Origin of the sequence: Aeromonas sp. 11P (assembly GCF_051920165.1) — a bacterium.
In the GTDB taxonomy this organism is placed as follows: Bacteria; Pseudomonadota; Gammaproteobacteria; order Enterobacterales; family Aeromonadaceae; genus Aeromonas; species Aeromonas veronii.
The window spans coordinates 2,043,365-2,059,385 of sequence record NZ_JBQBDJ010000004.1 but is presented as its reverse complement, the minus strand read 5'-3'; the positions used below and the strand labels follow the sequence as shown (position 1 = coordinate 2,059,385).

Annotated in this window: 15 protein-coding genes and 1 pseudogene; 6 read left to right on the top strand and 10 right to left on the bottom strand. The window is 61.9% G+C overall.

Annotation, left to right across the window (positions count from 1 at the left end; genetic code table 11):
- Positions 1-24: 24 nt before the first annotated feature.
- From ACTG1P_RS09355 to ettA, 3 genes are all read right to left on the bottom strand, one after another.
- Entirely contained in the window at positions 25-1,368 is a 1,344-nt protein-coding gene (locus ACTG1P_RS09355; protein ID WP_323874617.1) for an NCS2 family permease, read from the bottom strand.
- A 264-nt stretch (positions 1,369-1,632) separates the two neighbouring features.
- Complete coding sequence (locus tag ACTG1P_RS09350) at positions 1,633-1,962, bottom strand: hypothetical protein (RefSeq protein ID WP_440001095.1); 330 nt, start codon at positions 1,960-1,962, stop codon at positions 1,633-1,635.
- 93 nt (positions 1,963-2,055) lie between these two features.
- On the bottom strand, positions 2,056-3,723 hold the full coding sequence (gene ettA / locus ACTG1P_RS09345; protein WP_005338959.1) for an energy-dependent translational throttle protein EttA: 1,668 nt from the start codon (positions 3,721-3,723) through the stop codon (positions 2,056-2,058).
- 242 nt (positions 3,724-3,965) lie between these two features.
- Here ettA and ACTG1P_RS09340 point away from each other — a divergent pair, with 242 nt between their 5' ends.
- On the top strand, positions 3,966-4,541 hold the full coding sequence (locus tag ACTG1P_RS09340) for a Crp/Fnr family transcriptional regulator (RefSeq protein WP_440001094.1): 576 nt from the start codon (positions 3,966-3,968) through the stop codon (positions 4,539-4,541).
- A gap of 57 nt (positions 4,542-4,598) precedes the next feature.
- Positions 4,599-5,108 carry a YgjV family protein gene (locus ACTG1P_RS09335; RefSeq protein ID WP_440001093.1) on the top strand — a complete coding sequence of 170 codons (510 nt, stop codon included), beginning with the start codon at positions 4,599-4,601 and terminating at the stop codon, positions 5,106-5,108.
- Between the two features lie 75 nt (positions 5,109-5,183).
- Here ACTG1P_RS09335 and ACTG1P_RS09330 read toward each other — a convergent pair whose 3' ends face one another.
- The 5 genes from ACTG1P_RS09330 to ACTG1P_RS09310 all read right to left on the bottom strand — a co-directional run bounded on the left by ACTG1P_RS09330 (position 5,184) and on the right by ACTG1P_RS09310 (position 9,151).
- Positions 5,184-6,020, bottom strand: a complete 837-nt coding sequence (locus ACTG1P_RS09330; protein ID WP_429098013.1) for a phosphorylase family protein — start codon at positions 6,018-6,020, stop codon at positions 5,184-5,186.
- A gap of 107 nt (positions 6,021-6,127) precedes the next feature.
- Positions 6,128-6,982, bottom strand: a complete 855-nt coding sequence (locus ACTG1P_RS09325; RefSeq protein WP_440001092.1) for a lytic transglycosylase domain-containing protein — start codon at positions 6,980-6,982, stop codon at positions 6,128-6,130.
- Positions 6,983-7,137: 155 nt separating this feature from the next.
- Positions 7,138-7,326 (bottom strand): hypothetical protein, encoded by a 189-nt coding sequence (locus tag ACTG1P_RS09320; RefSeq protein ID WP_440001091.1) that lies wholly within the window; start codon positions 7,324-7,326, stop codon positions 7,138-7,140.
- A gap of 204 nt (positions 7,327-7,530) precedes the next feature.
- Complete coding sequence (locus ACTG1P_RS09315; protein ID WP_440001090.1) at positions 7,531-8,136, bottom strand: DUF2076 domain-containing protein; 606 nt, start codon at positions 8,134-8,136, stop codon at positions 7,531-7,533.
- 82 nt (positions 8,137-8,218) lie between these two features.
- Complete coding sequence (locus ACTG1P_RS09310; RefSeq protein WP_440001089.1) at positions 8,219-9,151, bottom strand: LysR family transcriptional regulator; 933 nt, start codon at positions 9,149-9,151, stop codon at positions 8,219-8,221.
- Between the two features lie 352 nt (positions 9,152-9,503).
- Between ACTG1P_RS09310 and xapA the strand changes: the two are divergent.
- The 4 genes and pseudogenes from xapA to ACTG1P_RS09290 all read left to right on the top strand — a co-directional run.
- Positions 9,504-10,310 (top strand): annotated as a pseudogene (gene xapA / locus ACTG1P_RS09305) (xanthosine phosphorylase); the annotation flags it as partial.
- 25 nt (positions 10,311-10,335) lie between these two features.
- Complete coding sequence (locus ACTG1P_RS09300; RefSeq protein WP_029301694.1) at positions 10,336-11,595, top strand: NupC/NupG family nucleoside CNT transporter; 1,260 nt, start codon at positions 10,336-10,338, stop codon at positions 11,593-11,595.
- 62 nt (positions 11,596-11,657) lie between these two features.
- Complete coding sequence (gene deoC / locus ACTG1P_RS09295) at positions 11,658-12,461, top strand: deoxyribose-phosphate aldolase (protein ID WP_440001088.1); 804 nt, start codon at positions 11,658-11,660, stop codon at positions 12,459-12,461.
- Positions 12,462-12,517: 56 nt separating this feature from the next.
- Positions 12,518-13,429, top strand: coding sequence for a DMT family transporter (locus tag ACTG1P_RS09290; protein WP_440001087.1), 912 nt, complete (start codon positions 12,518-12,520; stop codon positions 13,427-13,429).
- Positions 13,430-13,435: 6 nt separating this feature from the next.
- Here the strand turns inward: ACTG1P_RS09290 and ACTG1P_RS09285 are convergent, their stop codons facing one another.
- On the bottom strand, positions 13,436-14,449 hold the full coding sequence (locus ACTG1P_RS09285) for an NAD-dependent epimerase (RefSeq protein ID WP_440001086.1): 1,014 nt from the start codon (positions 14,447-14,449) through the stop codon (positions 13,436-13,438).
- Positions 14,446-15,825, bottom strand: a complete 1,380-nt coding sequence (locus ACTG1P_RS09280) for a UDP-glucose dehydrogenase family protein (RefSeq protein WP_440001085.1) — start codon at positions 15,823-15,825, stop codon at positions 14,446-14,448. Before ACTG1P_RS09280 ends, ACTG1P_RS09285 begins: the two co-directional genes overlap by 4 nt.
- Positions 15,826-16,021 lie beyond the last annotated feature (196 nt).

Below are 16,021 nucleotides of genomic sequence, written 5' to 3'. Positions count from 1 at the left end.
CCCATCGGATTGCGCTGGTCATTATCAGTGGCTGTCGACCCAGACGAACTTGAGCACGAACAGCAGGGCAACCACCAGCACGCAAGGGTTGATCTCGCGCCAGCGGCCGGTACCTGCCTTCATCACGCAGTAGGAGATGAAGCCCACGGCGATCCCCTCGGTGATGGAGAAGCTGAACGGCATCATCACCGCGGTCATAAAGGCCGGTACCGCTTCGGTCAGATCTTCCCACTTGACCCGAGTCAGCTCGGAGCACATCAGCACGCCCACATAGATAAGGGCGCCAGCGGCGGCGTAGGCCGGCACCATGGCGGCGACCGGAGAGAAGAAGATCGCCAGCAGGAACAGCAGGCCGACCACAATGGCGGTCAGACCGGTACGGCCGCCGACGGCGACGCCGGAGCTGCTCTCGATAAAGGCGGTAACCGAGGAGGTGCCCATGAAGGCGCCGCCGACTGAGCTCACGCTATCGACCATCAGCGCCTGTTTCATGCGTGGGAAGTGGCCCTTGTCATCGGCCAGCTTGGCGCGGTTGGTGACACCGATCAGGGTGCCGGAAGAGTCGAACAGGTTGACCAGCATAAAGGAGAAGATGATCCCGGCGAGGCTGATATCGAGCGATCCCATCAGATCCAGTTGGCCGAACACCGGCTCGATGCTGGGGGGTATGGAGACAAAGCCCTTGAAGGTGACATCGCCAAACAGCCAGCCCAGACCCGTGGTGACCACGATGGCGATCAGCACGGCGGAGTGGACGCCGCGGGCGGAGAAGATGCAGATCAGGAAGAAACCGAGCAGACCCAGCAGGCAGGGCAGGGAGGTGAGATTGCCCACGGTCACCATAGTCGCGGGGCTGGCCACGACGATCCCTGCGTTGTGCAGGCCGAGCAGGGCGATCAGCAGACCGATACCGGCGGTGATGCCGACCCGCAGGGTGAGCGGGATGTTGCCGATCAGCCAATAACGCACCCGCAGCAGGGTGAGGATCAACAGACCCATGGCGCCCCAGAAGATGGTGCCCATGCCCACTTGCCAGGAGTAACCCATGCCCGCGACCACCACGAAGGCGAAGAAGGCGTTGAGGCCCATGGCGGGGGCCAGCGCGATCGGCAGGTTGGCCAACAGGCCCATCAGGATGCTGCCGATACCGGCGATGAGGCAGGTGGTGACGAACACGGCCTGGGTGTCCATGCCCGCAGCAGAGAGGATCTGCGGGTTGACGAACACGATGTAGACCATGGTCAGGAAGGTGGTGATACCGGCGATCACTTCGGTGCGTGCGGTAGTGCCATGGCCTTGCAGGGCAAACAGGCGCTCAAGCAATCCTTGCCCGGCGGCCTGATTGGCAGCTTGGTGTTGTTGATTCATGTTGGATTCCAATAGGTGACGTGAAATAAGCAGCAGGGGAACGGGCTATCCCATCCATGCGGGGTAAATTGCCCTGTTTCTGGTGGTTAAGTAACCAGACTCGTCCTGATACCGTGACAGCGCGCACATTTTTACACAGGCGGCGCCGTTTACAAACCCCGGATCTGCGAAGCAGATCAATGAATAGAGCAAAAATTCAAACGTTTGCTTTTTGAGCATGAAAAAAGGTTCTCAGCGGAGAACCTTTTATCGAAAATTGGGGGCTTAAAGGGTTTTGAAGTAGCGCTCGACCAGCTGGGCCAGCACCGAGTCGAGCCGGTCTTGCACTTCACCCAGCTCGCGGCCGAAGCGGCGCAGAAAGAGGCTGGCCTGCTCTTCGGTCAGTTTGCGCCCCTCGATAAAGAACTCCTGCTCCGGCAACTGTTTGTCGTAGCGGGGGATCAGCTCCCAGCTCACCAGTTCGGGCTCCACGGCGGCAAAAATCTTGGCGGCAGCGGCACAGAAGGTCTCGATGTGCGCCTTGCCATCCGGCCCGAGGCAACCCGGTTCAACCCGGATCTGGATGGTGAGTTTTTTCTCTATGGGGGTCGTCATCGTGCTACATCCATGCAAAGGCATCCGTCTAGGATTGTAAATCAAAAGGCAAGAGAAAGGGGAGCCGAAGCTCCCCTCAACACGCAGTCAGCCTTACTTGGCGATGCGCTTGTATTTAGCGCGGTGCGGCTGGATCGCCTCGGCGCCGTAGGTCTTCTTCTTCCACTCTTCGTATTCGGTAAAGTTACCTTCGAAGAACTCGATCTTGCCCTCATCCTGATAGTCGAGGATGTGAGTGGCGATACGGTCGAGGAACCAGCGGTCGTGGGAGATGACCATGGCACAACCCGGGAACTCCAGCAGGGCGTTCTCGAGGGCGCGCAGGGTTTCGATATCCAGATCGTTGGTCGGTTCATCCAGCAGCAGCACGTTGCCGCCGGTCTGCAACAGCTTGGCCAGGTGCAGACGACCGCGCTCACCACCGGAGAGCTCGCCAACCCGTTTCTGCTGGTCGGAACCCTTGAAGTTGAAGCGGCCGATATAGGCGCGGCTCGGGAACTCGTAGTTGCCGATGCGCAGGATATCCTGACCGTCAGCGACTTCCTCGAATACCGTCTTCTTGTCATCCATGCTGTCGCGGAACTGATCGACAGAGGCCAGCACCACGGTTTCACCCAGGGTGATGGCGCCGGAATCCGGCTGCTCCTGACCCGACATCATGCGGAACAGGGTCGACTTACCGGCACCGTTCGGGCCGATGATGCCGACGATGGCACCCTTCGGAATGGCAAACGACAGATCGTCGATCAGCACCCGATCACCATAGGATTTGCGCAGGTTGGCCACTTCCACCACCTTGTCGCCGAGGCGCGGTCCGGGCGGAATGAACAGCTCGTTGGTCTCGTTGCGCTTCTGGTAGTCGTTGGTGTTGAGCTCTTCGAAGCGAGCCATACGTGCCTTGGACTTGGCCTGACGCCCTTTCGGGTTTTGACGAACCCACTCCAGCTCTTTCTCGATGGACTTGCGACGGGCAGCTTCGGAACTTGCTTCCTGTGCCAGACGGGCGTCCTTCTGCTCCAGCCAGGAGGAGTAGTTGCCTTCCCACGGGATACCTTCGCCGCGGTCCAGTTCCAGGATCCAGCCTGCCACGTTGTCGAGGAAGTAACGGTCGTGGGTGATGGCCACAACAGTGCCTTCGTAGTCGTGCAGGAAGCGCTCCAGCCAGGCCACGGATTCCGCATCCAGGTGGTTGGTCGGTTCGTCCAGCAGCAGCATGTCCGGCTTTTCCAGCAGCAGACGGCAGAGTGCCACCCGACGGCGCTCACCACCGGAGAGGTGCTTGATCTTGGCATCCCAGGCCGGCAGGCGCAGGGCATCGGCCGCACGCTCCAGCTGGTTCTCCATGTTGTGGCCACCCTGGGCCTGGATGATGGCTTCCAGCTCGCCCTGTTCGCGGGCCAGCTTGTCAAAGTCGGCATCAGGGTCGGCGTAGGCCGCATAGACCTCGTCCAGACGGGCCATGGCGCGCTTCACTTCGCCAACGGCCTCTTCGACCGCTTCGCGTACGGTCTGCTCCGGCTCCAGCTTCGGCTCCTGCGGCAGGTAGCCGATCTTGATGCCGGGCTGCGGACGGGCTTCCCCTTCGATCTCGGTGTCGATGCCTGCCATGATGCGCAGCAGGGTCGATTTACCGGCGCCGTTCAGACCCAGCACGCCGATCTTGGCGCCCGGGAAGAAGCTCAAGGAGATGTTCTTGAGAATATGACGCTTGGGCGGCACTACCTTGCCGACCCTGTTCATGGTGTAAATAAATTGAGCCATTGGCTAATTCTCTTCCTTTTCAGCAGGTTAATGTCTTGGCATTAACAGACTGATGTCGTGGTGGGGCCAGGTCGACACAGGTCAACCGGGTTCCAAAAAACCCGTCGATTGTAAACCAACGGACGAGGGGGGGCAAAGGTGGCACCCGGCTATGCCCCCCCTTTGCCGCAGCGGTCACGCCTTGCTGCATCAGCCGTGCAATTTGGGCATGATGTGGGCTGCCGTTTTGTTCCGGAGCCGTCATGAACCCATCTCCTCAAGCCCCCTCGCTGGCCGCCTTTCTCTGCACAATGGGATTAGACGTCGCGCTGAGCGAAGCCATCAGCCTGCGCTTGCCACGGCAGACGCTGCGCGCCGGTCAGGCACTGTTGGCGCAAGGGGCGGAGCAGGAAGCTGCCTTCTATATCGAAGCGGGCATCGCTCGCGCCTGCCACTACACCCGGGACGGACAGGAGCGCTGCAAGGAGTTCTACTTCGAAGGGGAGCTCTGCCTGCTCTATGACAGCTGGCTCACGGGGTCGCCCGCCCGCTACCAGCTGGAGGCGCTGACGGAGCTGCAGGTGGTGCGGGTACCGCTCACCCTGCTGGATGAGCCCGCCTGGCAGCCGGTCTGCATGGCCCTGCTGCGCCAGCAGCTCGGTTACAAGGAGCGCAAGGAGGCGTTTTTGCTGCTCCACTCTCCCGAGGAGCGTTATCGGGAGCTCTGCCACACCTTCCCTCACTGGCCTGCGCGGCTCACTCAGGTGCAGCTCGCCAACTATATCGGTATCACTCCGGTCACTCTGTCACGGATCCGCAGGCGCATTAACACGGGTTAATGCCGCTCTCCGACCATCCCCTCATGCTGCGCCATCCAAATGACGGATGAGGTGTGGATGATGTCGCTGTTTCTGTGGTCGCAACTGGTGGTTAGCCTGGCCTTGTTGCTCGATCTGTTGTCGTTTCAGTTGCGGGATCGCCGCAGGATCCTGGCCTGTCTGGCCCTCTCCTGCGCCCTCAATGCCGGTCACTTTGCCCTGCTCGGGCAGTGGTCGGCCGCCAGCCTGTTGCTGCTGGCCAGTATGCGCTTTCTGGTGAGCATCTGGCTGGTTCGCCGCATCTTGATGTGGTTTTTCATGGGGTTGGCCTGGGCGGCGGCGCTGGCGACCTATCAGGGCGTACTCTCATTGATCGGGCTGCTGGCGAGCCTGCTGCAAACCAGGGCCGCGTTTTGCCCGGATGATCGCCAACTGCGGCGCTGGATGCTGCTCGGCACCCTCTGCTGGCTGGTCAACAACCTGCTGGTGGGCTCTCCGGTGGCCGCGCTGATGGAGGGGCTGTTTCTGGTCAGCAATCTGGTGGGTTACTACCGCCACTATGGGCGCAGGGCATGTCCGGAGAGTTGATATCGGCTGAGGAAGAGAGCGTGGGGCAAGCCCCGAAAGCAGAGAGGCCACCATAGTGGCGGCCTCTCTGGCTCATCAGGCTTTGTTGAAGCTGTTGATGAGTGCTTTTGCGTAATCAATGACGAACTGCTGGCAGTGGATGGCGGTCTTCGGATCGAACTCCTCGCCATGCAGATCGGTGTTGGAGAGCACCCGGATCCCGACAAATGGCACCTTGTAGGCCTCGGCTACCAGCGCGGCGGAGGAGGTCTCCATCTCTTCTGCGGCCGTGTTGTAGGTCTGATGCAGCCAGTTGATGCGGGCCACCTGCCGGTTCCACTCATCGGCAGTGCCTATGATGCCGGCAACTACGCGGCCGTGGCGATAACTGTCGGCCATGCCAAGGGCGCGGCCAACCAGCTCGGGATCGCCGGCAAAGGAGGAGTGCTCCACCAGCTTGCCGTTGTCGCGCAGGCGCATGGTGACATCGAAGTTGTGCCATTTGCTCGGGTCGACACCCTGCTCGGCCGACGTCAGGTCACTGCGATAGGCCCCCATATTGAAGCTTTTGGTACCGATAACGATATCGCCCCGGTGCAGCGCCGGGTCATGGCCGCCAGCCGTGCCCTGATTGATGACGAGGCGCGGATGGAAGCGCTCCATGGCGAGAGTGGTGGCAGCAGCTGCATTGGCCAGCCCCACTTCGGTACGAGAGACAACTACCGGATAACCCGAGATGGTGCCCTGCCAGTAGGTCCAGGCGCCTACGGTCAGCTCCTGCTTGTCCTTGAGGGCGGCCACCAGCGTCTCGACTTCGACGTCCATTGCCCCCTGGATCAGGATGGGGGCTGGCGCCGGAGTGGCCGCCATGATGGAGGAGGAAAAGAGTGCAAACAGCGTGAGCAGGCGCGAGCAACGTTTGATGAAATTCATGGGATACCTGTTGGTCTGGCAATAAAGCGCCGGATCCTACCGAAAGGAAAACGATTGCGCAATGTTGGTACGTTTTTTGTCAATAGCGTGCAGCTGGTCGAACAGGTTCAGGGCTGCTTGTGGCCAGCGAAGTAGAGCACCCGTTTGACATACTCTCGGGTCTCGTCATATGGCGGTATACCGCCATAGCGCTCAACCGCCTTTTCACCAGCGTTGTAGGCTGCCGAGATCAGAACCCAGTCGCCATCGAAACGGCGATCCAGCCACTTGAGATAACTGACGCCACCCTTGATGTTCTGAGCAGGATCAAAGGGTTGAGTGACACCAAAACGCTGCTGGGTTTCGGGGATCAGCTGCATCAGCCCCTGAGCATTTTTGGGTGAAACGGCGCGGCTGTTGAGATTGGATTCGGCGATGGCGATGGCCAGCACCAGCCGGGCATCCACCTTATGGTGTTTGGCGGCGTGACGGAGCATGGTGACCAGCTTTTGCTTGGCGGGGGGCTGGCGTGCCAGATAGGCCTCGACATTGAACGGTGTGCTGGGCAGGGCGAAATAACTCCCTTGTCCGCCGCGCATGCCGACACCGCACTGATCGCCCATGGGGGCATTGCCGACCCGCGGGTTGTAGTAGCGGCTGGCCTGCTGGTTGCCAAGGCGCATCGCCATGGCGAGATAGCTGTTGGCCATTTTCGCGCTGCGTACCGAGGCGGGGCCGGTGGCGAGCAGGCGGCCGATCCGGAAATATCCTTCCGGGTTGCCGGTGCTGGCGGCGACACAGTAGAGGGCGATGGCTTTTTGCAGATGACCGTGTTGCTGGGCAACTTGGCCCTGCTTGATCGCCGTCAGTGCCTTGGGGGCCTGTCTGAAATCCCTGCCTTGTGCCATCGCCCGCGGCGTACCTGCCAGCAACAACGACAAAAAAAGCAGCAAAAACAGTCCGTTTTCGCTGATGTGCCTCATGGGTTATCTCCTGTTTGAGTACAGAAGATATAGAGGAACATGGCTGCCATCGCCACGAACCCAGTGGATCCTGTTGTTATAGCGGGGGGATTTCAGAGAGCAAAACGGTATGGAACTAACGGCATCTCGACAGTTTCACACCATTTTTCATCCGGTTAAAAGTCGTGGTGATACTCCTGCTCATCCAGCATGGCGGGAGGAAGCGCGCGATAGAAGCTGCCAATTTCGCTGACAACCCAGAGCGAAAGCAGGGCCAGCAGGCTGAGCAGGGGAAGCAGAGAGTGGCTCTGGGTCAGGGCATAGGCCGCAATGGCGGCACCGGTCAAAAGCAGGGTTCGGATCATCAGGTGGCTCCTTGTCGTCATGGGGGGGGGGCGTGGCCACGGACAGAGCGCCTGGGGTCGGGAGTTGTTCCCGGGTGGCACGAAGCGGGCTGAGTATATCGCGTCATGCCGCTGCCGATCCGTGGTGTCATCACACTTTCCATAGTCATGGGTTTCGTATCGAGTTGGGCCCCGCCAGATGCGGGGCCAGTAATGGTTTGACGGTCAGAAGAAACCGCCGTTGTTATCGTCACTGTCGGCCCAGCCGCCACTCTGGCTATCGTCGTCGAGAAAATTGCTGCCAGCATCGGGAGGTGAATCCCAGCCATCCCAGCGTACCGGTTCCGCATCGACCGGATTGGCGATGGGCGCTGGCTCTATGATGCCGATGATCTCCTCGGGGCGGTTGTTGTGAAACAGTCCGCCGATCATATCGGCCAGCATGACGCCGCCGGCAACCCCGGCAGCGGTTTGCAGGGCGCCGCCCAAAAAGGAGCTGGCACGGGGTGCTAGCTGGGCAGGAGCGGATGCCGGTGGCGGCGTAAAGCGCGGAGGAGGGCTGCTTTCACTACCAAACAGGCCGGAGAGAAAACTGCCACCATTTGGGGCGCTCTGGCTAGCTTCCAGCTCCTTGACCCGCTCGTTGAGGCGAGTAAGGGCAGCCTGCTGAATTAGCAGCGCCTGGGTCATGTAGTAGGGGGCATCGGGCAGTTCTGCCAGATGCTGGCGGATCAGCAGATCCGCTTGTGGGTCTCGCTTGCTATCCCTGGCTTGCGCTTGCTTGAGGCGGTCGAACAGTCCATCGATCAGACCCTGTTCCTGTGATTGCATCTCAAATCCTCGCTATGGTGCGCAGACAGTGCGTTCAGCCATCCTAAAGCGCGTGGCAAGCCAGTGGTACCGGATTAACTCATCAATGACCGGAAGGCAGATTCATCTGTTCGCTCATGGTGTCGATGAAGTGGCGGATCGCCGCTGATTGCCCGTCACCGGGCGGGGCACAGAGCACACAGAGATCGGCGGGGATCGCCTGTTCGAGGCGGATGAAGCGGACGTGGGGCCACTTCTGGCGCGCGTAGCTGGCAGGCACCAACGCCACCTGCTGGCTGGTGGCCACCACCGCCATCAGGGTGTTGGGTTCAACCACTTCCTGATTGAGGTGGGGGTAGAAACCCTCTACCAGGCAGGCGTTGATGATGAGGTCGGTAGAGGAGGAGTTGGTGCGGCTCATCAGCACGAACTGCTCCCCGGCAAGCTCGGGCAAGGAGACCAGTTTGCGATCTCGCAGCGGATGCTCGTCCGATACTACCAGCACCATGGATTCGCGATAGACAGTCTCGGCCAGCAGTGGGTGGATGTTGACGGTGTCGGCGAAGCGGGCGAGGCCGAGATCTATCTCCTTGCGCGTGAGCGCCTGTTTCTGCAGCTCGGGGGAGAGCTCGGTGAAGGTGATTTCGAACTCGGGGTAGCGCTGGTGGCACTGGCGGATCACCTCGCCAAAGCCGGCCCAGAAGATGGAGCTGACCAGTCCGATGCGGATCTGGTTGTGCTCCATGCGCCCCGCCTGAACCACCCGGTTAAGGCCACTTTCCAGCACGTCAAACAGCAAAGTGCACTCGGCTTGCAGCAGACGGCCGGTGGCGGTGAGGCTCACCTGGCGGGTATGGCGCTCGAACAGTGCCAGCCCCAGCAGGGATTCGAGTTCCTTTATCTGGGCGCTGAGCGGTGACTTGGAGACATTGAGCTGCTGGGCAGCCCGGCTGAAGTGACCATGACTGGCCACAGCATGGAAGTAACGCAGCATCTTGAGGGTGACGCGATCGCGCCAGTGACAGTCGAGGGCCAAGTGACCTCCTTCGGTTGCTGATAGAGAGCCGGGGGGGCGATCCCCGTCAAAGTTTTCACTGTCCGAGCGGATAGCAGCAGCGCCGCTGCGCGGCGGATGGTCGATCCGGCTCACACCTTTGCCGGCCCGTTTTGATCGTGCCGGGGCTGGTTGGCGGCAAAACGGGGCCAATCAGCGCCATTCATGCCGATTCCTGCGGTTTGCAGCCATTTCCCGACAGGAAATTGTGCTGAAAATCAGGATAGTCAGGCCGATTTTAGAGATTTTTATCGCCCAATACCTCTCCTAAAGTGAGCGCCATGTCCCATTTACAGCCTCAAGAGGTGCAGCTCATGCAACAAATCCGGTACTCAACGCCGTCGCCACCATTCTCGCCCGCAAGCCGGGTTTCGCCCCCCGTGCCGCCATGATCCTGGGCTCCGGCCTCGGTGTGCTGGCCGATGCGCTGGAGGAGAAGGCCACCATTCCCTACGAGGAGCTGGATGGCTTCCCGGTCAGTACGGTGGCCGGCCACAGCGGCGAGCTGGTGCTCGGCAAGCTGCACGGGGTGGATGTGGTCTGCATGAAGGGGCGCGGCCACTACTACGAACACGAAACCATGAAGGTGATGACTACCCCGGTGCGCACCTTCAAGCAGCTGGGCTGCGAGCTGCTGCTGGTGACCAATGCGGCCGGCTCGCTGCGCCCGGAGCGGATCGGGGTCGGCTCCCTGGTCATCTTCAACGATCACATCAACACCATGCCGGGCACTCCCATGACGGGCGCCAATGACGAGGCCTACGGCCCGCGCTTCTTCAGCCTGGCCAATGCCTATGACAAGGGATTGCGCAGCGAGGCGCTGGCGCTGGCCGAGCGGGAGGGGATCGCCGTCAATCAGGGGGTGTTCGTCTCCTACAGCGGCCCCTGTTTCGAGACCGCGGCCGAGATCCGCATGATGCAGATCATTGGTGGCGACGTGGTGGGAATGTCGGTGGTACCGGAAGTGGTCAGCGCCGCCCACTGTGCGCTGCCGGTGCTGGCCATCTGCGCCATCACCAACATGGCGGAGGGGCTTGGCGACGTGCAGCTCTCCCATGAGCAGACCCTCAAGTGCGCCAAGCTGGCGGAAACGGACTTCATCCGCCTCATCAACGCCTTTATCAAGCACCACTTCCAGTAAGCAGGGAACGACCAGGAGGTCAGTTATGTTTGCAGCAGGATTTCTCGGTATGGCGGCGCTGATCCTCATCGCCGTGCTCGCATCGACCAACCGCAGGGCCATTCGCCTGCGCACCGTGGGGTTGGCGCTAGCCTTGCAGGTCGCCATCGGTGCCCTGGTGCTCTATGTACCGCTGGGGCGCCGGGCGCTGGAGGGAATGGCCCACGGGGTCGACGCCGTGCTGGCAAGCGGCAAGGCGGGCATCCACTTCCTGTTTGGCAACCTGGTCAACTTCTCGGTGGACGGCATCGGCTTCGTGTTTGCCCTCAACGTGCTGCCGCTGGTGGTGTTCTTCTCGGCGCTGATCGCCGTGCTCTACTACCTCGGCATCATGCAGCTGGTGATCCGCTTCATCGGCGGCGCCATGGCCCGCCTGCTCGGCACCTCCCAGACCGAATCCATGTCGGCGGTGGCCAACGTCTTCGTCGGTCAGAGCGAGGCACCGCTGGTGGTCAAACCCTACATGCCCAAGATGAGCGATTCGGAGTTCTTCGCCGTCATGTGCGGCGGCATGGCCTCGGTTTCCGGCACCGTGCTGGCGGGCTACGCCATGATGGGGGTGGACATGCAGTACCTGCTGGCCGCCTCCTTCATGGCGGCGCCGGGCGGGATCCTGTTCGCCAAGCTGATCATCCCCGAAACCAGCCAGCCGGACTATGTGTTCGACAACAGCATCCAGTTTGACGGCAAGAAGCCGGAGAACGTGCTGGCGGCGGCAGGCGAGGGGGCCAGCAGCGGCCTCAAGCTGGCGGCGGCCATCGGCGCCATGCTGATCGCCATGATAGGGCTGGTGACCCTGGTCAACACCCTGCTGGGCGGGGTGGGGGAGATGGTGGGCATGCCGCTCTCACTCGAGCTCATCCTGGGCTGGATCTTCTCGCCGCTCGCCTTCCTGCTCGGGGTGCCGCTGGCGGACATCGGCATCGCTGGCGCCATGATCGGCAAGAAGCTGGTGGTGAACGAGTTCGTGGCCTACAGCGACCTCTCCCCCTACCTGAAAGACGCCAGCACTGTGACCGCCGCCGGCCTGCAGGTGCTGGAGGAGAAGTCCAAGGTGATCATCAGCTTCGCCCTGTGCGGCTTTGCCAACCTGGCCTCCATGGGGATCCTGATCGGTGGCCTGGGCACCCTCTGCCCCTCCCGCACCGACTTCATCGCCCGCTACGGCCTGCGTACCGTGCTGGCTGCCACCTGTTCCAACCTGATGAGCGCCGCCATCGCCGGGATCTTCTTCTCCCTGGCCTGAGCGTCCCATCCTTTATCCCGGGGCGCTGCGGCGCCCCTTTCTTATCCCGACAGGAGCCTTCCATGATTCCAGCTACTGCTTTTGCACCTGCCTGCGCCGCCACCGAGGCCGCCAGCCGGGCCATCCGCTTGATGGATCTCACCAGCCTCAATGACGATGACCACGACGCGCGCATCATCGCCCTCTGCCACCAGGCGCAGACCCCCGTCGGCAACACCGCTGCGGTCTGCATCTATCCGCGTTTCGTGGGGCTGGCCAGGCTCACCCTGGCGGCGCAGGGCACTCCCGCAATCAAGGTCGCCACCGTGGTCAACTTCCCCCATGGTGACGATGAGCTGGCCAGCGTGCTGGCCGAGACCCGCGCAGCCCTCCTCGATGGCGCCGACGAAATCGATCTGGTGATCCCCTGGCGTGCGCTCAAGGCGGGGGACGAGGCACCCGCCCGGGCGCTGGTGCGCGGCTGCAAGGCATTATGCGGAACGCGGTTGCTCAAGGTGATCATCGAATCCGGCGAGCTGCAGGAGCCCGCGCTTATCCGCGCCGCCTCCCTGCTTGCCATCGAGGAGGGGGCCGATTTCATCAAGACCTCCACCGGCAAGGTGCCGGTCAATGCCACCCCTGCGGCGTGCCGCACCATGCTGGCAGCCATCGCCGAGCGCGGTGCGCAGAACCGGGTGGGCTTCAAGGCGGCAGGCGGGGTGAAAAGCGCGCAGGAGGCGGCGGAGTATCTGGCCATGGCGGCCGCACTCTTTGGCGATCAGTGGCTGGTTGCCGAGCGCTTTCGCTTCGGTGCCTCCAGCCTGCTTGGCCAGTTGCTGGCCACTATCGAGGGCAAGACGCCGGTTGCTGCCGACGGTAGTTATTGAATCATTCCAATCCAGTGCGGCGCCCGGCGGGGCGCCCCTTTTCACAGGTGCATGCCATGTCCCATCCCCGTTTTCATTTCGTGCAGGCTCACGGCAAGGTGTTGTTGTTCACCCTGCTCATCAGTCTCTCCTTTCCCATCGGTAGTGCCCTCACCGCGGTGCTGGACCCTCTGGTGGTCACTTGGGCGCGCTACTTGCTGGCGGCGCTTACCTTCGTGACTCTGCTGGCTTGCCAACGTCGTCTGGTGCTGCCTTCGCTGCGGGATCTGGGGCGTTATACCCTCATCTCGCTGCCGGCCCTCTGCTACTTCGTCGCCATGTTCGTGGCGCTGCAGGAGACCAGCGCCCTCGATGCCAGCGCGCTCTACACCACGGTTCCCCTCATTAGCGCGCTGGCCAGCATGCTTATGTTACAACGCCGCATCGGTTGGTCGATGGCGTTTGCATTGCTGGGGGGAATGGTGGCGGCTGCTCTCATCATCTTTCGCGGTGAGTTGAGCCAGCTGGCGAGTCTGAGCCTCACCCCCAGCAATCGCATCTATCTACTTGGCTGTGTGGGGATGGCCCTCAACCCCATAGTGGTGAAGCGCTATTACCGGGGGGAGTCGTTTGCCCATCTCACCTGCTGGACTCTGATCTGCGCCACCCTGTTGCTCACTCTGGTGGCAGCGCCGCGGCTGCTGGCGACCGACTGGCAGCAGGTGTCACTGACGCTCTGGCTTGGTCTTGCCTATTTGGCGTTGTTTGCCACGGCGCTCAGCTTCTTTTTGTTTCAGCAGGGGAGTGTGGTGCTGCAGCCGGAGCAGGTCTCGGCCTACACCTACCTGATCCCGGTACTGGTGTTGTTGACCGGCATGCTGAGCGGGGAGGTGGTTATCTGGCGGCAGGTGGGCTGGGGTGTGTTCGGCGTGCTGCTGACCATGGCAGTCATGGTACTGGTGCCTGTTCGGCAGGCACGTCGCGCCTGAAGCAGGTCAGCGGTCGGGCCGGTAGTAGTCGAGATACCAGCGGACGAACTCGGCAACACCTTGCTTGAGGGGCGTAGCGGGGCGCAGACCAGTGAGGGTGTGTAGCGGTTCGCTGTCGGCCCAGGTGGCGTGCATGTCGCCTGCTTGCATCGGCAACATCCGCTTGATGGCGGGTTTGCCGATAGCCTCTTCCAGTGCCTCGATAAAGTCGAGCAGCCGCACCGGCTGGCCGTTGCCGATATTGAGGATGCGGTAGGGAGCTGCGCTCTCGGCCGGGCTCTGCTCGCTGGCGTGCCAATCGGGATTGGGGCGGGGCAGCTGGTCTGCCACGGCGAGGATCCCCGCGACTATGTCGTCGATAAAGGTGAAGTCACGGCTTAGATCGCCGTGGTTATAGACGTCGATTGGCTCGCCCGCGAGGATGGCGCGGGTGAACTTGATGATGGCCATGTCGGGGCGACCCCAAGGGCCGTAGACGGTAAAGAAGCGCAGCCCTGTGGTGGGCAGGCCATAGAGCGCCGAATAGGCGTGGGCCATCAACTCACCGCTCTTCTTGGTGGCGGCGTAGAGGGAGACGGGGTGATCCACCTTCTGCGCGGTGGAGTAGGGCATCTGATCCCCCATGCCATAGACCGAGCTGGAGGAGGCGTAGATGAGGTGCTGAATCCCGTGGTGACGACACCCCTCCAACACCGTCAGCATGCCGGTAAGGTTGCTGTCGGCATAGGCGAACGGATTATCGATGGAGTAACGCACCCCCGCTTGCGCCCCCAGATGGATCACCCTCTCGAAACCGTGGCTGGCAAACAGGGTCGCCATCGCCTCGCGATCCGCCAGATCCAGCCGCTCGAAGTGAAAATTGAGGAAACTGGCCAGCTTTGCCAGCCGCGCCTCTTTCAGACTCACCTCGTAGTAGTCGTTGAGGTTGTCGATGCCCACCACCTGATGACCTGCGGCGCATAACTGGCTGGCCACGTGAAAACCGATAAAGCCGGCGACGCCGGTGACCAGATAGATCATGGTTGAGTCTCCGGGTTGCAGCTGGTGTTGGCAGGCTGCTTTTTGGCGGGAAGATGTGGCCGCCCGATGGCGTGATAGTCAAACCCGAGCTCGCTGAGCTGGCGCGGGTCATAGAGGTTGCGGCCATCGATGATGACGGGCTTGTTGAGCAGGGCCTTTAGCTGTTGGAAATCGGGGGCGCGAAACGCCTGCCACTCGGTACAGATGAGCAGGGCATCGGCCCCCTCCAATGCAGATTCCTGAGTCGGGCAGAGCAGCAGATCCGGTCGCTCGCCGTAAAGTTCACGGGCGCGAGCCATCGCCTTGGGATCAAAGGCCTGTACCCGGCCACCGGCAGCCCAGATGGCGGCCAGTAGCGGGCGGCTCGGCGCATCGCGCATATCGTCGGTGCCGGGTTTGAACGCCAGCCCCCACAGGGCGAAGGGGCGGCCGCGCAGGTCCGGGCCAAAGCGGGTCAGCAGGGTTTGCGCCATCTTCTGTTGCTGGCGCTGGTTGACCTGCTCGACCGCTGCCAGCAGCGGGGCGTCGCAGCCGACACTCGCCGCGGTATGGCGCAACGACTTGATATCCTTGGGGAAGCAGGAACCGCCATAGCCGCAGCCCGGGTAGATAAAGTGGTAACCGATGCGGGGATCGGCCCCCATCCCCTGGCGCACCGCCTCGATATCTGCCCCCAGCTGCTCGGCGAGGGCCGCCATCTCGTTCATAAAGGAGATCTTGGTGGCCAGCATGGCGTTGGCGGCGTATTTGGTGAGCTCGGCGCTGCGCAGATCCATCACCACGATCCGGTCGTGATTGCGGTTGAAGGGGGCGTAGAGGGCGCGCAACTGCTCAAGTGCCCGCTCACTGTCACAGCCGATGATGATGCGATCCGGCCGCATGCAGTCGTTGACCGCCGCTCCCTCCTTGAGAAACTCGGGGTTGGCCGCCACCTCGCAGGTGAGGGTTAGCCCACGTTCGGCCAACTGTAGCTCAATGTGTTCTCTTACTTGCTGCGCCGTGCCGACCGGCACAGTGCTCTTGGTCACCACCAGCTTGGGGCTGCTCATCAGTCGGCCTATTGTGTCGGCCACCGCCAGCACATGTTGCAGGTCGGCCGAGCCATCCTCGTCAGCCGGGGTACCCACGGCGATCAGCAGTAGGTCGGCGTGTGCCACGCCAATGGCGGGATCGACCGTGAAGCTCAAGCGGCCGCTGGCCAGATGGCTCTCGACCAGCGGGGCCAGCCCCGGCTCATAGAAGGGGATCTGCCCCTGCCTGAGGGCGGCGATCCGCTCGTCATCCACATCCACGCAGCAGACCTGATGGCCCACCTCGGCCAGAACGGCGGCCTGCACCAGCCCGACATAGCCTGTGCCAAAAATGGTGACCTTCATGAAAAGTGCCTCGTGCTGTGAATGGGGGATGGCGCGCTTAAACCGCGGCATGCTGCATCTTGGTGCAGCGAGTGTCAATGCTAGATGACAGGCACCAGAATGGGGCGTTCAGCCTGACTGTTGTGATCCTTTTCACAAAAAATAGACTGGACCCCATAACGAAGCCCTGTGGACAGGGCTCGCAGCCCGCCCGCAA

Bases quoted from the DNA above. Each gene is read 5' to 3' on its own strand.
- ACTG1P_RS09355 (WP_323874617.1), bottom strand. From the start codon at position 1,368: ATGAATCAACAACACCAAGCTGCCAATCAGGCCGCCGGGCAAGGATTG.
- ettA (WP_005338959.1), bottom strand. From the start codon at position 3,723: ATGGCTCAATTTATTTACACCATGAACAGGGTCGGCAAGGTAGTGCCG.
- ACTG1P_RS09285 (WP_440001086.1), bottom strand. From the start codon at position 14,449: ATGATCTATCTGGTCACCGGCGTCGCCGGCTTTATCGGTTTTCACGTG.
- ACTG1P_RS09300 (WP_029301694.1), top strand. From the start codon at position 10,336: ATGTTTGCAGCAGGATTTCTCGGTATGGCGGCGCTGATCCTCATCGCC.
- ACTG1P_RS09290 (WP_440001087.1), top strand. From the start codon at position 12,518: ATGTCCCATCCCCGTTTTCATTTCGTGCAGGCTCACGGCAAGGTGTTG.
- ACTG1P_RS09330 (WP_429098013.1), bottom strand. From the start codon at position 6,020: ATGAATTTCATCAAACGTTGCTCGCGCCTGCTCACGCTGTTTGCACTC.
- ACTG1P_RS09350 (WP_440001095.1), bottom strand. From the start codon at position 1,962: ATGACGACCCCCATAGAGAAAAAACTCACCATCCAGATCCGGGTTGAA.
- ACTG1P_RS09340 (WP_440001094.1), top strand. From the start codon at position 3,966: ATGAACCCATCTCCTCAAGCCCCCTCGCTGGCCGCCTTTCTCTGCACA.
- ACTG1P_RS09280 (WP_440001085.1), bottom strand. From the start codon at position 15,825: ATGAAGGTCACCATTTTTGGCACAGGCTATGTCGGGCTGGTGCAGGCC.
- ACTG1P_RS09325 (WP_440001092.1), bottom strand. From the start codon at position 6,982: ATGAGGCACATCAGCGAAAACGGACTGTTTTTGCTGCTTTTTTTGTCG.
- deoC (WP_440001088.1), top strand. From the start codon at position 11,658: ATGATTCCAGCTACTGCTTTTGCACCTGCCTGCGCCGCCACCGAGGCC.
- ACTG1P_RS09315 (WP_440001090.1), bottom strand. From the start codon at position 8,136: ATGCAATCACAGGAACAGGGTCTGATCGATGGACTGTTCGACCGCCTC.
- ACTG1P_RS09335 (WP_440001093.1), top strand. From the start codon at position 4,599: ATGATGTCGCTGTTTCTGTGGTCGCAACTGGTGGTTAGCCTGGCCTTG.
- ACTG1P_RS09320 (WP_440001091.1), bottom strand. From the start codon at position 7,326: ATGATCCGAACCCTGCTTTTGACCGGTGCCGCCATTGCGGCCTATGCC.